The following is a 13802-nucleotide window of genomic DNA, read 5'->3' on the forward strand; positions in this document are numbered from 1 at the left end:
AAACGGCAATATTGTACCGTCCCCGGGATAGGGTCGCACCTTTGAAAACGTCGTTACAACAGGGGCGGCAGATTCCTCTTTACTCGGCGTAGAAGTTTTGCGCGCCGGCAAAATTATCGAACTTCGTGTATTGGCCGTGGAACGTGAGGCGAACAGGACCGATTGGCCCGTTACGCTGTTTGCCGATGATGATTTCCGCCGTGCCCTTATCCGGGCTGTCCGGGTTGTAGACCTCGTCGCGGTAGATGAACAGGATCACGTCGGCATCCTGCTCGATGGCGCCCGATTCACGCAAATCCGACATGATTGGACGCTTGTTCGGGCGCTGTTCCAGACCGCGGTTCAACTGCGACAGGGCAATCACCGGCACGTCGAGTTCTTTGGCGAGACTTTTCAGCGAACGCGAAATTTCCGAAATTTCGGTCGCGCGGTTTTCGCCAGCCGACGATGAGCCGCTCATCAGCTGCAAATAGTCGATGATGATCAAACCCAGCTTGCCGCACTGGCGTGACAGCCGGCGCGCCCGCGAGCGTAGTTCCATCGGGTTCAGACCGCCGGTTTCGTCGATGAAGATTTGCGCTTCGCTCATCTTCTGCACCGCGTGCGTCAGTTTCGGCCAATCCTCGTCGGTGAGACGCCCTGTACGCATCCGATGCTGGTCGAGCCGGCCAACCGAGCCGAGCATACGCATCGTGAGCTGGGTGCCCGGCATTTCCATCGAAAACACCGCCACCGGCAAACCGTACTCAACTGCCACGTACTCGCCGACATTCATCGAGAACGCCGTCTTACCCATCGACGGCCGACCCGCCACGATGATCAGTTCGCCGCCGTGCATGCCGGAGGTCATCCGGTCGAGGTCGACGAAGCCGGTCGGCGTGCCGGTCACATCGCTCGGATTGGCGGTGTGATACAGCGTGTCGATCCGCTCGACCACCTGTGTGAGCAGAGGCCCGATTTCGAGGAATCCCTGCGTACCGCGCGCGCCATCCTCGGCGATCGAAAACACCTTCGATTCGGCTTCGTCCAGCAGTTGGCGAACTTCCTTGCCCTGCGGATTGAAAGCGTCGGCGGAGATTTCGTCCGCGACCGATACCAGCCGGCGCAGGACCGCGCGATCACGCACGATTTCCGCATAACGCCGGATATTCGCCGCGCTCGGCGTGTTCTGCGCCAGCGCATTCAGGTAAGCGAGTCCGCCGACCTCTTCCGCCTTGCCCGCAGTGCCCAACGCCTCATAGACCGTGATCACGTCGGCCGGACGCGTCGCCGCGATTAGCTTGCCGATGTGTTCGAAGATGATGCGGTGGTCATAGCGGTAGAAGTCGCTTTGCGACAGGAAATCGGCGATGCGGTCCCACGCGGCATTGTCGAGCAGCAGGCCGCCCAGCACCGATTGCTCGGCCTCAATCGAATGCGGCGGGACTTTTAGCGACTCGATCTGGGGATCTTTGGACGGTGCGTTCATGGGATGGAATTATCGGGCAAATGCTACCCGTAAGGTATAGAACGGCCAACAAAAAAGGCAGGGGCCGGTCACCCGGCCCCTGCCTTTCACCGGTCAGACTACCCGGCAAATATTGCTTCGATGCTTTGACGCAGTCGGCTTAGACGTGTTCGCCCAGCACCGACACCGTCACATCGACGAGAACGTCGGTGTGCAGCGAGATTTGCACTGAGTGGTCGCCCACCAGCTTCAGCGGGCCTTCCGGCAGACGCACTTGCGCCTTTTCCACTGCGAAGCCTTGCTTGACCAAGGCTTCAGCGATGTCGGCGTTCGTCACCGAACCGAACAGACGGCCGTCGACGCCAGCCTTCTGAGCGATCTGAACCGTCGAGCCTGCCAGCTTTTCGCCTTGAGCTTGAGCAGTTGCCAGCTTTTCAGCGGCAACCTTTTCCAGTTCTGCGCGGCGGACTTCGAATTCAGCGAGTGCGTCTTTCGTTGCGCGGCGTGCGTGCTTGTTCGGGATCAGGAAGTTACGTGCGTAACCGTCCTTCACCTTGACGATGTCGCCCAGGTTGCCCAGGTTGACGACTTTTTCCAGAAGAATAACTTGCATTCTGATGCTCCTTGTCGCGTCGTCGGGTTAGGCCTTGTGCTGGTCGGTGTACGGCACCAGCGCGAGGAAACGTGCGCGCTTGATTGCCGTATCCAGCTGGCGTTGATAGTGCGACTTCGTACCCGTGAGACGCGCCGGCGTGATCTTGCCGTTTTCGCCAATGAAGTCCTTCAGCGTTTCGATGTCTTTGTAGTCGATCTGATCGACACCAGCTGCCGTGAAACGGCAGAACTTCTTGCGCTTGAAGAGCGGATTTTGTTGCTGACGACGCTTGTCGAATTTCTTACCAGTCGGGCGGGGCATGTTCAGTCCTTTCCAATGTCCTGCAATGCTGTGATGTGAAATACCAGGGTTCTTGCGTTGCGGCTTTTCTTCGCCAGGAAGCCGGTGAAGAGCGTTTCGACGCCCATCGCACAGCTTTCCAGCTTGCCGCTCGCCTCGCCGGCCGCCACCGCCGCCATCGTCAGTTCAACTTGCCGGGCTATGCCGGCTTCGACGACTTCAGTGCGGTGTTGCAACGTGCAGCTTGCGATCGGAACGCCGGCGGGGGTGTACCGCACCGGTTCGCGTTCAACGACGCTGGCCGTAAGTTGCAGCCGATTCATATACCTTTTGGCGAGAGCGACGCTTTTGCCTGGTAGCTTAAATTAGTGTGTCTTAAGCCTGCGCTTCGGACGGCTGCGTGGTGGTGGTGGTGGTCGTAGCAGCTGCCTTCTTGGCTTCTTCGCGCTGCACTTCCTTCATCATCGGCGACGGGCCGGTTTCGGCCTTCTTCAGCTTGACGATCAGGTGACGCAGAACCGCGTCGTTGAACTTGAATGCGTGTTCCAGCTCGTCGAGCGTGGTTTGGTCGCATTCGATGTTCAGGCAGACGTAGTGAGCCTTCGCGAGTTTCTCGATCATGTAGGCCAGTTGGCGACGGCCCCAGTCTTCGATACGGTGGATCTGGCCACCGTGCGAGGTGATCGTGGTCTTGTAACGCTCGATCATGGCGGGCACTTGCTCGCTCTGATCGGGGTGCACAATAAAGACGATTTCATAATGACGCATACACACTCCTTGTGGACTTGTGGATTAGAGCCACCCGGGCGTCTGAACCGGTGTGGCAAGTGAGAAGCCGAAGATTGTAGCCCGAATGGGGACGGGTTGCAACATATCCCGTTAATTTGCCACGCGATTCGGGTGTGTTTTCAAGGGTTTAGGGCTATGTGACGGCTCCCAGCCCGCGCCTGACCACGCACGGCGCCCTCTGATCAAGCCTCCCCGCTCCAATATCCTGGCCGCGCATAGACTTCTTTCAGGTAGTCGATGAAGTAACGCACCTTGGCCGGCACGTAACGTTGCTGTGGGTAGACCGCGAGGATGTCGTAATCGGGCAGCGCGAACTCGTCGAGCACCGTTTCCAGTTCGCCGCGCGCGAGTTGCTGCTGGATCTCCCACGTCGAGCGCCAGCCAAGCCCCAGCCCTTCCGAGACCCAGCGGTGCAGCAACTCGCCGTCGTTGCAATCGAGCGTGCCCCCCACCCGCACTGTCGCCAGCTTGCCGTTGCGCCGGAAGTACCAGCCGCGGTTCTGGCCCCCTTGCAGGTTGAAGGCGAGGCAATTGTGCTGCGGCAGGTCTTCGAGCGTCTTCGGCCTGCCGTGCTTGCGGAAATACTCCGGCGTGCCGCAGACCACACGGCGGTTCGAGGCCAGCTTCACCGCGACGAAATTCTGATCGACCGCGCCGCCGATGCGAATCGACAGGTCATAGCCTTCGCGCACCAGATCCACCACCCGGTCGGTCAGATTGAACGACAACTGCAGTTCCGGCTTGTCGGCAAGAAACGGCGGCGCGAGCGGTGCGACATGTTTGCGGCCAAAAGCTGCCGGCGCCGACACGATCAGGTGTCCAGTCACGGCCCGGCGGCCCGCTGCGAGCTCGTTTTCCGCCTGATCCCATTCGGATAGCAAACCGCGGCAGCGCTCCAGGAACGCCGCGCCCTCTTCGCTCACCACGAGACGCCGCGTCGAGCGGTACATCAACTTTACGCCGAGGCGCTTTTCCAGCGCATCGATGCGCCGTCCGAGGATCACCGGCGACACACCCTCCTCCAGCGCTGCGGCAGCCAGACTGCCCGCGTCGGCCACCCGCACGAAGGTTTCGATCTGCTTGAAGCGGTCCATTGTCGTCTCCTGTGTCGACCCGAGTTCGCCCTTTGGCGCGCTACTCGGGTCCCATGCAAGCGGGTTGCAACCGCCTTGCACGCCGTCTCCCCGGTCACTGCCATTCCATACTTTTTGTTTCGAAATAAGCGACCCGGACTGATCTTATCAAACCTTTGGGTGAGGCCTAAAGTCTGTCTCAACCCCCTCGATCCGCATTCAAAGACATTCAGGAGACATTCATGGCCAAGATGAGAGCCGTCGACGCAGCGGTACTGGTGCTCGAAAAAGAAGGCATCGACACCGCCTTCGGTGTACCGGGCGCCGCAATCAACCCGTTCTACTCGGCCATGCGCAAGGCAGGCAACATCAGCCACGTGCTGGCGCGCCACGTCGAAGGCGCATCGCATATGGCCGAAGGCTATACGCGTGCGCAGCCGGGCAACATCGGCGTGTGTATCGGCACGTCCGGCCCCGCCGGCACCGACATGATCACCGGTTTGTACTCCGCTCAGGCTGACTCGATTCCTATTCTGGCTATCACGGGTCAGGCGCCCCGCGCGCGTCTGTACAAGGAAGATTTCCAGGCCGTCGATATCGAATCGATCGCCAAGCCCGTCACCAAGTGGGCCGTCACCGTGCGCGAGCCGGCGCTGGTGCCGCGCGTGTTTCAGCAGGCGTTCCACCTGATGCGCTCGGGCCGTCCCGGTCCGGTGCTGATCGATCTGCCGATCGACGTGCAGCTCGCCGAAATCGAATTCGATATCGATACGTATGAACCGCTGCCGGTCTACAAGCCGAAGGCGACCCGCAAGCAGATCGAAGCGGCGCTCACGCTCCTGAACAATTCCGAGAAGCCGCTGATCGTCTCCGGTGGTGGCGTGCTCAACGCAGCCGCGGAAGACCTGTTGGTCGAATTCGCCGAAACGATCGGCGTGCCGGTGATTCCGACGCTGATGTCGTGGGGCGCGATTCCCGACGATCACCCGTTGATGGCCGGCATGGTCGGCCTGCAGACGTCGCACCGCTACGGCAACGCGACCATGCTCGCCTCCGATTTCGTGCTCGGCATCGGCAACCGCTGGGCGAACCGTCACACAGGCAGCGTCGAGGTCTACACCAAGGGCCGCAAGTTTGTGCACGTGGACATCGAGCCGACGCAGATTGGCCGCGTGTTTGGGCCGGACCTCGGCATCGTGTCGGACGCGAAGGCTGCGCTCGAACTGTTCGTCGAAGTGGCGAAAGAGTGGAAGACCGCCGGCAAGCTCAAGGACCGCAGCGCATGGGTCGCAGACTGCCGGGAACGCAAGCGGACGCTGCAACGCAAGACGCACTTCGACAACGTGCCGATGAAACCGCAACGCGTGTACGAAGAGATGAACCAGGTGTTCGGCCGCGATACGTGCTACGTGAGCACGATCGGTTTGTCGCAGATCGCCGGTGCACAGTTCCTGCACGTCTACAAGGCGCGTAACTGGATCAACTGCGGCCAGGCCGGCCCGCTCGGCTGGACGATTCCCGCAGCGCTCGGTGTGCGTGTCGCGGACCCGCAACGTCCGATCGTCGCGCTCTCCGGCGACTACGACTTCCAGTTCATGATCGAAGAGCTCGCCGTCGGCGCGCAATTCAAGCTGCCCTACGTGCATGTGGTGGTGAACAACTCGTACCTCGGGTTGATCCGCCAGGCCCAGCGTGCCTTCGATATGGACTTCTGCGTGCAGCTCGCGTTCGACAACATCAACGCGCCGGAAGTGAATGGCTATGGTGTCGATCACGTTGCGGTGGCCGAAGGTCTCGGTTGCAAGGCGATCCGCGTGTTCAAGCCGGAAGAACTGAAGCCGGCCCTGCAAAAAGCCCAGTCGATGCTGTCCGAGTTCAACGTGCCGGTGATCGTCGAAGTGATTCTCGAGCGTGTGACGAACATCTCGATGGGCACCGAAATCGACGCCATCAACGAGTTCGAAGAACTGGCGGCCAAGCGCGAAGATGCGCCGAGCGCCATCAGCATGCTCGACTGATCTTGCTCAGTTTTCCTGACTAGTTTGACCTGATCGATCGGGCGGTGCGGCGCGTAGTTGGCGCTTGCCCGCAGGATCGAAATTGTTTCATTGACCGACCAGCGAGACCCCAGCACCATGCCGAAATTTGCAGCCAATCTCACCATGTTGTTCAACGAGGTCCCGTTCCTCGACCGCTTCGTAGCGGCTGCGGACGCGGGCTTTAACGCCGTCGAATTCCTGTTCCCCTATCCGTACAAAGTCGCTGAGCTGGCCGAGCGCCTGCAGCAGAACCGTCTGAAGCTCGTGCTGCACAACCTGCCTGCAGGCAACTGGGAAGCCGGCGAACGCGGCATTGCCTGCCTGCCGGATCGCGTCGGCGAGTTCCAGGAAGGCGTCGGCCGCGCGATCGAATATGCCAAGGCCCTCAAAGTGCCGCAGCTGAACTGCCTCGTCGGCATTCCTGGCCCAGGCGTCGATGCCGGCCGCGCTCACGCGACGATGGTCGACAACCTGCGCTTCGCCGCCGGCGCGTTGAAGAAAGAAGGCATCAAGCTGCTGGTCGAGCCGTGCAATTCGTACGACATCCCAGGCTTTGCATTGAACCGCTCATCCGAGGGCCTCGACGTGATTCGCGCCGTCGGCTCGGACAACCTGTTCCTGCAGTACGACATCTATCACATGCAGCGGATGGAGGGCGAGCTCGCCGCCACCATCAAGAAGAACCTGGCGTCGATCGCGCATATCCAGCTTGCCGACAATCCGGGTCGCAACGAACCGGGCACGGGTGAAATCAACTACCCGTTCCTGTTCGACCTGCTCGATTCGCTCGGCTATGACGGATACATCGGCTGCGAATACAAGCCGCGCACGACAACCACCGAAGGTCTGGACTGGGTGCAGCGCGTTGCGGGCCAGGCACGTGGCGCGGCGCACGTCGCCTGCTGATCGATCAGATCGCCCTCCTGAACACTCTCGACCCCAACCCACTGGAGACATAGACACATGGCAAAGATTGGATTCATCGGCCTCGGCATCATGGGCGCGCACATGGCGCGTAACCTTATCAAGGGCGGCCATTCGCTGTTCGTGAACGGCGCGTATCCGGTACCGGAAGACCTGAGCAAGACGACCACGGTGGTCGCCAACTCGACGGCCGTTGCGCAGGCTGCTGACATCGTCGTCATCATGGTGCCGGACACGCCGGACGTCGCCAACGTGCTGTTCGCCGACGACGGCGTCGCCAACGGCCTCACCAAAGGCAAGCTCGTGATCGACATGAGCTCGATCTCCCCGCTCGACACCCAGGCCTTCGCGAAGAAGATCAACGCTCTCGGCGTGGACTATCTCGACGCGCCGGTGTCGGGCGGCGAAGTCGGCGCGCGTGAAGCGTCGCTGACGATCATGGTCGGCGGTCCGGAAAAGGCCTTTGCACTCGCCAAGCCGCTGTTCGAACTGATGGGCAAGAACATCTCGCTGATCGGCGATAACGGCGCGGGCCAGACCTGCAAGGTCGCGAACCAGATCATCGTCGCACTGAACATCGAAGCGGTTGCAGAAGCGTTGCTGTTCGCTGCGCGTTCGGGCGCCGATCCGGAACGCGTCCGCAAGGCGCTGATGGGTGGCTTCGCTTCGTCGCGGATTCTCGAAGTGCACGGCGAGCGGATGACGAAGCGCACCTTCGATCCGGGCTTCCGCATCGAACTGCATCAGAAGGATCTGAACCTCGCGCTCGACGGCGCACGCAAGCTGGGCATCGCGCTGCCGCACACGGCAAGCGCACAACAACTGTTCAGCGTGTGCGCAGCAAACGGTGGCAAGGCGTGGGATCACTCCGCGATGGTGCGTGCGCTTGAAATCATGGCGAACTTCGAAGTGGCTCAAGCACCGGGCAAAGAAGCGAAGGCGGCTTGACGCGATAGCAGGGATACGCTGCTGAAACGCCCCTGGTTTTGCCTGCGGTATGACCACAGGTTTAGAGGCGATCAACGGCTGCAACATCGGTTGGCGTGAGCTCCATGCCATTCATCACGTCAACCGGCAAGTGGGGCGTCCGGTGCGGTGCGCGGCACGCGTAGCGCATCGGACAAATCGTGCCGCTCTGGGCTGAGAGCGGCAAGTGGGGTCCGCAGCGGCACCCGTCGACGGCGGGGAAGCCTTGGTCGGTCAGACGTCGTCGTCGGGTGTCCGGCTGTCGGATAGTGCACACTGATACCACGCAAAAAAACGCGGCGATAAGGGCAATCAGCCCTTATCGCCGCGTTTTTTGTTTCGCACGCAGGTTTCGAAGCGCGCGCAATACTTCATTAGTATCACGCACACTTCGCAGGTCACTACGTTAGTACTTGTCGAAGGCCTTCTGCAGCGCAACCGGTCCGGTACCACCCGCCGCGAGCGCCAGCATCAGCAGCACACGCGCCTTGTACGGATTGAGCGCGCCCGCTGTGACGAAGCCAAGCGCATCGTCGGAGGCAGCGCCGTTGCGCATCACATGGCCCGAGCCGACCCGCGACGAGCGCACCACCACCACGCCCTGGCTCACCGCATCGGCAAGCGCCTGCTGCACCGACGCGTGAATCGAACCGTTACCGGTGCCGGCCACCACAATTCCGCGTACGCCTGCCGCTACCAGGGCATCAACGCCGATCCGCGATACGCCAGCGTAACTCACGACGATCTCCACATTCGGCCACTTCGCGCCGATCACGAATTCCGTGTCGACCGTATGCGGACGCACGACCTTACGCTGGAATTCCACTCGTCCGTCCTGCACCCAGCCAAGCGCGCCCACTTCCGGAGACTGGAACGCGTCCACTGCATAGGTGCTGGTTTTGACCACATCGCGCGCGCTGTGAATGCGGTTGTTGAATGCCACCAGCACGCCCTGCCCGTGCGCAGCCTGGCTCGCCGCGACAGTTACGGCATTCAGCAGGTTCAGAGGACCGTCTGCGGAGAGCGCCGACGAAGGCCGCATCGCCGCAGTCAGCACGACTGGCTTGATGCTTTTTACGGTCAGATGCAACAGGTACGCGGTTTCTTCAAGCGTATCGGTGCCGTGCGTAATCACTACGCCGTCGATGTCGTCGCTCGCCAGCAACGCATTCACACGTTGCGCGAGGGTCGTCCACAGCGCAAGCGCCATGTCCTTGCTGTCGATGCTGGCGATCTGCTCAGGCTGAATCTGCGCGACACTCGAAAGCGCTGGAACCGCTTCGAGCAGGCGCTCGACGCCGACCACGCCGGCCTGATAGCCGGAGGTATTGGCGGCATCGGCGGCGGTACCGGCAATCGTGCCGCCCGTAGCCAATACCGCAATGCGTGGCAAAGCGTGCGCGGCGGCGGACTGGGGGCCGCTGGCCGGTGAAGCGGCGGCGGCAGAGCCGGCGCCCTGCGCGCCGGAAGAGGAAGGAGTCGAAGTATTCATGGCGGCGATTGTAAGCGATGCGCTGCGCGCCGCCATGCGGTCAAACGAGAATTGCCGGGTTAAAGTGATCTCTTAGTCGACCATCCGGCCCCTGCTCGATGGAGATGACCGACGCCACTTTATGCAACGCGGCGGCTCTCTATCACGCCAGCATCAATCCACTGCGCGCAACTGCGCAGCGATCTCGGCTTCCTTCAATTGCGGTGCGAACATTTCCAGCAGACGATACGCGTAAGCCCGCAGGAACGCGCCCTTGCGCAGGCCCACACGGGTCGTGCTCGCCTCGAACAGATGCTGCGTATCGAGCGCCACCAGCTCCGTGTCGCGCTTCGGGTCGTACGCCATCGCCGCAACCACGCCGATGCCCATGCCAAGCTCAACATAGGTCTTGATCACGTCCGCGTCGATCGCGGTCAGCACGACGTCGGGCAGCGCACCCGCCTTCGCGAACGCCTGGTCGATATGCGAGCGGCCGGTAAAATCCTGGTCGTACGTGACAATCGGAAACTCGGCAATCTCGTCGAGCGTCAGGTTCTCACGTCCAACCAGCGGATGCCCCTTCGGCACAACCACCACGTGATGCCACGAATAGCAAGGGAACGTGACGATGTCCGGGAAGCGGTCGAGCGCTTCGGTCGAAATACCGATATCCGCTTCGCCGTTGATGATCATCTGCGCAATCTGTTGCGGACTGCCCTGGCGCAGCGCCAGATGCACCTTCGGGAACACTTCGGTGAACTGGCGAATCACCTTGGGCAGCGCGTAGCGTGCCTGCGTGTGGGTAGTGGCGACGACAAGGTGGCCGCTATCCTGATCCGCATACTGGCGCGCCACGCGGCGCAGATTTTCCGCGTCGAGCAGCATCCGTTCGATCAGCTGATGCACGGCCTTGCCCGGCTCCGTGAGGCCAGTAAGACGCTTGCCGCGGCGAATGAAAATATCGACGCCGAGTTCGTCCTCGAGGTCCTTGATCTGTTTCGACACACCCGACTGCGACGTGTACAGCACGTTCGCGACTTCCGTCAGGTTCATGTTCTGCCGCACGGCCTCGCGCACAAAGCGCAGTTGCTGAAAGTTCATCTGTGTGTCTCCGGTTCAGCCAGAGTTAAGTTATAGAGTAGTAGCGAGCCAGGCGCACGCTCAATGCGCCGGAAACACGCGCAAGGCGCGCGGCACAGCCGTCACGCCATCGCCGATATTCAGCTGCAGCGCGCGCCACGCTTCGCGATCCAGTTCTGCTTCGAGCACGCTGCCTTCGCGGCCGGCCAGCTCGACCCGCACCGAGCCGCCGAGCGTCACGACGCGCCGCACATCGACGACAATCCCATCGCGATGACCCAACGCCTGCGGATAAAGCTGCAGGTCATGCGGACGCACGTAGGCGAACGCCGGACCTTCGAACCCTGCCGCAGCGGCCACCGGCAACGCGGCGCCGTCCACCACAAAACCGTTGCTGCCAACCTTGCCGTGCAGACGGTTGGCCGCGCCGAGAAATTCATACACAAACGAAGTCTGCGGATGATCGTACACGTCTTGCGGGCTGCCCACCTGCTCAACGTGACCGCGATTGAGCACGACGATGCGGTCCGCCACTTCGAGCGCCTCTTCCTGGTCGTGCGTGACGAAGATCGTCGAGATATGCAGATCGTCGTGCAGGCGCCGCAACCAGCTACGCAATTCCTTGCGGACCTTCGCATCAAGCGCGCCGAAAGGTTCGTCGAGCAGCAGCACCTTCGGTTCAACCGCGAGAGCCCGTGCCAGCGCAATGCGCTGACGCTGGCCACCCGACAGTTCCGACGGGTAGCGTTGTGCGAGCCAGTCCAGTTGCACGAGCTTGAGCAGTTCATGCACTTTCTCGCGGATCACCACTTCCGATGGCCGCTCCTTGCGCGGTTTCACACGCAGGCCGAAAGCGACGTTCTCGAACACCGTCATGTGACGGAACAGCGCGTAATGCTGGAACACAAAGCCGACCTGGCGCTCACGGGCGCCCACCGTCGCGACATCCTGTCCTTGTAGCACAACCTGACCCGAATCCGCATATTCGAGGCCGGCGATCACGCGCAGCAATGTGGTCTTGCCACAACCCGACGGCCCGAGCAGCGCAACCAGCTCGCCCGGCGGAAAGTCGAGCGAGACGTTATCGAGCGCGGTGAAATCGCCAAAGCGCTTTTGCAGGTTACGAACGGTGATGCCCATTGACTACTCCCATGCAACTTTGTTGCTTACTGGACCGGGTGCTGCGTCGGCGCAAGCGCCACGGACGACTGCGAAACTGTTGGACCGGCGTGTGCGGGAACATCACGCGAGTCCGCCAGCTCTGCCGACAGATGCCGCTCGGCGAGCAGCTTGAGGCCAAGCGTGACAAGCGCCAGCAGCGCCAGCAACGAGGCCACGGCAAACGCCGCCGAGAAGTTGTATTCGTTGTAAAGAATTTCGACGTGCAGAGGAATCGTGTCGGTCTGCCCGCGAATATGGCCCGACACCACCGAGACGGCGCCGAACTCGCCCATCGCCCGCGCGTTACACAGAATCACCCCGTACAGCAGGCCCCATTTGACGTTCGGCAAGGTGACGCGGCGAAAGGTCTGCCAGCCGGATGCGCCCAGCACGTGCGCCGCTTCCTCTTCGTCATTGCCTTGCGCCTGCATCAGCGGAATCAGTTCACGCGCGACAAACGGGAAGGTCACGAAGATCGTCGCGAGCACGATGCCTGGCACCGCGAAGATAATCTGCACGTCGTGATCCTGCAGCCATGGACCGAACCAGCCCTGCGCGCCGAACAGCAAGACGTAGACGAGCCCGGAGACGACTGGTGATACGGAAAACGGCAGGTCGATCAGCGTCGTCAGCAACGCCTTACCCTTGAATTCGAACTTCGCGATGCACCACGACGCCGCCAATCCGAACACCAGATTCAACGGCACCGCAATCGCAGCGGTCAACAGTGTCAGCTTGATTGCAGAGATAGCGTCGGGGTCGGCGAGCGCTGCGAAGTAAAAACCAACGCCCTTGCTCAACGCCTGATAAAACACGGCAACGAGTGGAACCACCAGAAATAGCGTGAGAAACAGCAACGCGATGCCCGTCAGAAGCCAGCGCACAAGACGCGGCTCGCTCACCGGATCGTTACGGCGCACGGCGTTCAAGCCGGTACGCGACACCGGCTGCAACGCAGCAGAATCGTGGCTCATTGGGCACCTCCGGTCACACCTGCAGCGCCACCTGCAGCACCGATGGCAGCCCCCCCACCAGGCAGCGCAGGCGCCGCTGCACCGCGACGCGTACGACGCTGCAAATACCACTGCAGCGTATTGATCAGCAGCAGCATCAGGAACGACACCACCAGCATCACGACCGCGAGCGCCGTTGCGCCGGCGTAGTCGTATTGTTCGAGCTTGGTGATGATCAGGAGCGACGTGATTTCCGATTTCATCGGCACATTACCGGCAATGAAAATCACCGAACCGTATTCGCCAAGCGCCCGCGCGAAGGCCAGCGCGAAACCGGTCAATAGCGCCGGCAACACCGCGGGCAGCACGACGCGCCGAAACGTCAGCCAGCGCGTTGCGCCGAGGCAGGCAGCGGCCTCTTCCTGCTCACGCTCGAACTCTTCGAGCACAGGCTGCACGGTCCGCACCACGAACGGCAGTCCGATGAAGGTCAATGCGACCAGCACACCCAACGGTGTAAAAGCGACCTTGATCCCGAGCGGCTCCAGAAACTGGCCGATCCAGCCATTGCCGGAGTAAACCGCCGCGAGCGAGATCCCGGCCACCGAGGTGGGCAGCGCAAACGGCAGATCGACGACGGCATCAATGAGCCGCTTGAACGGAAACGAATAACGCACCAGCACCCACGCCACGAGAAAACCAAATACCGCATTGACGAGCGCGCCACCGAGCGCCGCAAAAAAAGTCAACCGGTACGACGCCAGCACGCGCGGCGACGCGACGGCGCGCACGAACTGCGCCCAGTCGAGCGAGGCCGTCTTGAGAAAGGTCGCCGCAAGCGGAACCAGCACCACGAGGCTCAGATACGCCACCGTGATGCCGAGCGTCAGGCCGAAACCCGGTAAGGCGCTCGGCTTGCGGAAGGTCAACGTCGTCATGCTGGATGCTCTTTCAGGGTGAAAACCGTGTCGCGTGGCTGGACAAACCTAAATGGCCAAACGGCG

General features: G+C 61.5%; 14 protein-coding genes. 3 read left to right on the forward strand and 11 right to left on the reverse strand.

What is annotated here, in order from left to right; translation table 11 throughout:
• Nucleotides 1–79 precede the first annotated feature (79 nt).
• From M0954_RS20630 to M0954_RS20655, 6 genes are all read right to left on the reverse strand, one after another.
• A complete protein-coding gene (locus tag M0954_RS20630) occupies nucleotides 80–1468 on the reverse strand; it encodes a replicative DNA helicase (RefSeq protein WP_122154567.1) in 1389 nt (462 codons plus the stop codon).
• A 139-nt stretch (nucleotides 1469–1607) separates the two neighbouring features.
• Nucleotides 1608–2060 (reverse strand): 50S ribosomal protein L9, encoded by a 453-nt coding sequence (rplI, locus tag M0954_RS20635; protein ID WP_122154566.1) that lies wholly within the window; start codon nucleotides 2058–2060, stop codon nucleotides 1608–1610.
• 27 nt (nucleotides 2061–2087) lie between these two features.
• Nucleotides 2088–2363, reverse strand: a complete 276-nt coding sequence (gene rpsR, locus M0954_RS20640; RefSeq protein ID WP_074264854.1) for a 30S ribosomal protein S18 — start codon at nucleotides 2361–2363, stop codon at nucleotides 2088–2090.
• A 2-nt stretch (nucleotides 2364–2365) separates the two neighbouring features.
• The gene (gene priB / locus M0954_RS20645) at nucleotides 2366–2665 is read right to left on the reverse strand and encodes a primosomal replication protein N (RefSeq protein ID WP_122154565.1); all 300 of its coding nucleotides are present in this window, start codon (nucleotides 2663–2665) and stop codon (nucleotides 2366–2368) included.
• Between the two features lie 52 nt (nucleotides 2666–2717).
• Nucleotides 2718–3110 carry a 30S ribosomal protein S6 gene (gene rpsF / locus M0954_RS20650; protein WP_297355216.1) on the reverse strand — a complete coding sequence of 131 codons (393 nt, stop codon included), beginning with the start codon at nucleotides 3108–3110 and terminating at the stop codon, nucleotides 2718–2720.
• A gap of 203 nt (nucleotides 3111–3313) precedes the next feature.
• The gene (locus M0954_RS20655) at nucleotides 3314–4225 is read right to left on the reverse strand and encodes a LysR family transcriptional regulator (RefSeq protein WP_122154563.1); all 912 of its coding nucleotides are present in this window, start codon (nucleotides 4223–4225) and stop codon (nucleotides 3314–3316) included.
• A 221-nt stretch (nucleotides 4226–4446) separates the two neighbouring features.
• Between M0954_RS20655 and gcl the strand changes: the two genes are divergently transcribed.
• From gcl to M0954_RS20670, 3 genes are all read left to right on the forward strand, one after another.
• Nucleotides 4447–6222, forward strand: a complete 1776-nt coding sequence (gcl, locus tag M0954_RS20660) for a glyoxylate carboligase (protein ID WP_297355218.1) — start codon at nucleotides 4447–4449, stop codon at nucleotides 6220–6222.
• A 117-nt stretch (nucleotides 6223–6339) separates the two neighbouring features.
• Nucleotides 6340–7149, forward strand: coding sequence for a 2-oxo-tetronate isomerase (otnI, locus tag M0954_RS20665; protein WP_297355220.1), 810 nt, complete (start codon nucleotides 6340–6342; stop codon nucleotides 7147–7149).
• A gap of 57 nt (nucleotides 7150–7206) precedes the next feature.
• Entirely contained in the window at nucleotides 7207–8115 is a 909-nt protein-coding gene (locus M0954_RS20670; RefSeq protein ID WP_123384153.1) for a 2-hydroxy-3-oxopropionate reductase, read from the forward strand.
• A 424-nt stretch (nucleotides 8116–8539) separates the two neighbouring features.
• On the opposite strand, the gene M0954_RS20675 is transcribed toward M0954_RS20670, so the two are convergent.
• The 5 genes from M0954_RS20675 to cysT form a co-directional block, all read right to left on the reverse strand.
• The gene (locus M0954_RS20675) at nucleotides 8540–9661 is read right to left on the reverse strand and encodes an asparaginase (RefSeq protein ID WP_297355222.1); all 1122 of its coding nucleotides are present in this window, start codon (nucleotides 9659–9661) and stop codon (nucleotides 8540–8542) included.
• 117 nt (nucleotides 9662–9778) lie between these two features.
• On the reverse strand, nucleotides 9779–10705 hold the full coding sequence (locus M0954_RS20680; RefSeq protein WP_074264860.1) for a CysB family HTH-type transcriptional regulator: 927 nt from the start codon (nucleotides 10703–10705) through the stop codon (nucleotides 9779–9781).
• Between the two features lie 60 nt (nucleotides 10706–10765).
• On the reverse strand, nucleotides 10766–11824 hold the full coding sequence (locus tag M0954_RS20685; RefSeq protein WP_123384154.1) for a sulfate/molybdate ABC transporter ATP-binding protein: 1059 nt from the start codon (nucleotides 11822–11824) through the stop codon (nucleotides 10766–10768).
• 26 nt (nucleotides 11825–11850) lie between these two features.
• Complete coding sequence (gene cysW, locus M0954_RS20690) at nucleotides 11851–12819, reverse strand: sulfate ABC transporter permease subunit CysW (protein WP_297355225.1); 969 nt, start codon at nucleotides 12817–12819, stop codon at nucleotides 11851–11853.
• A complete protein-coding gene (cysT, locus tag M0954_RS20695; RefSeq protein WP_123384156.1) occupies nucleotides 12816–13736 on the reverse strand; it encodes a sulfate ABC transporter permease subunit CysT in 921 nt (306 codons plus the stop codon). Before cysT ends, cysW begins: the two co-directional genes overlap by 4 nt.
• Nucleotides 13737–13802 lie beyond the last annotated feature (66 nt).

The organism is Paraburkholderia sp. (genome assembly GCF_026225065.1).
Lineage (GTDB): Bacteria > Pseudomonadota > Gammaproteobacteria > Burkholderiales > Burkholderiaceae > Paraburkholderia.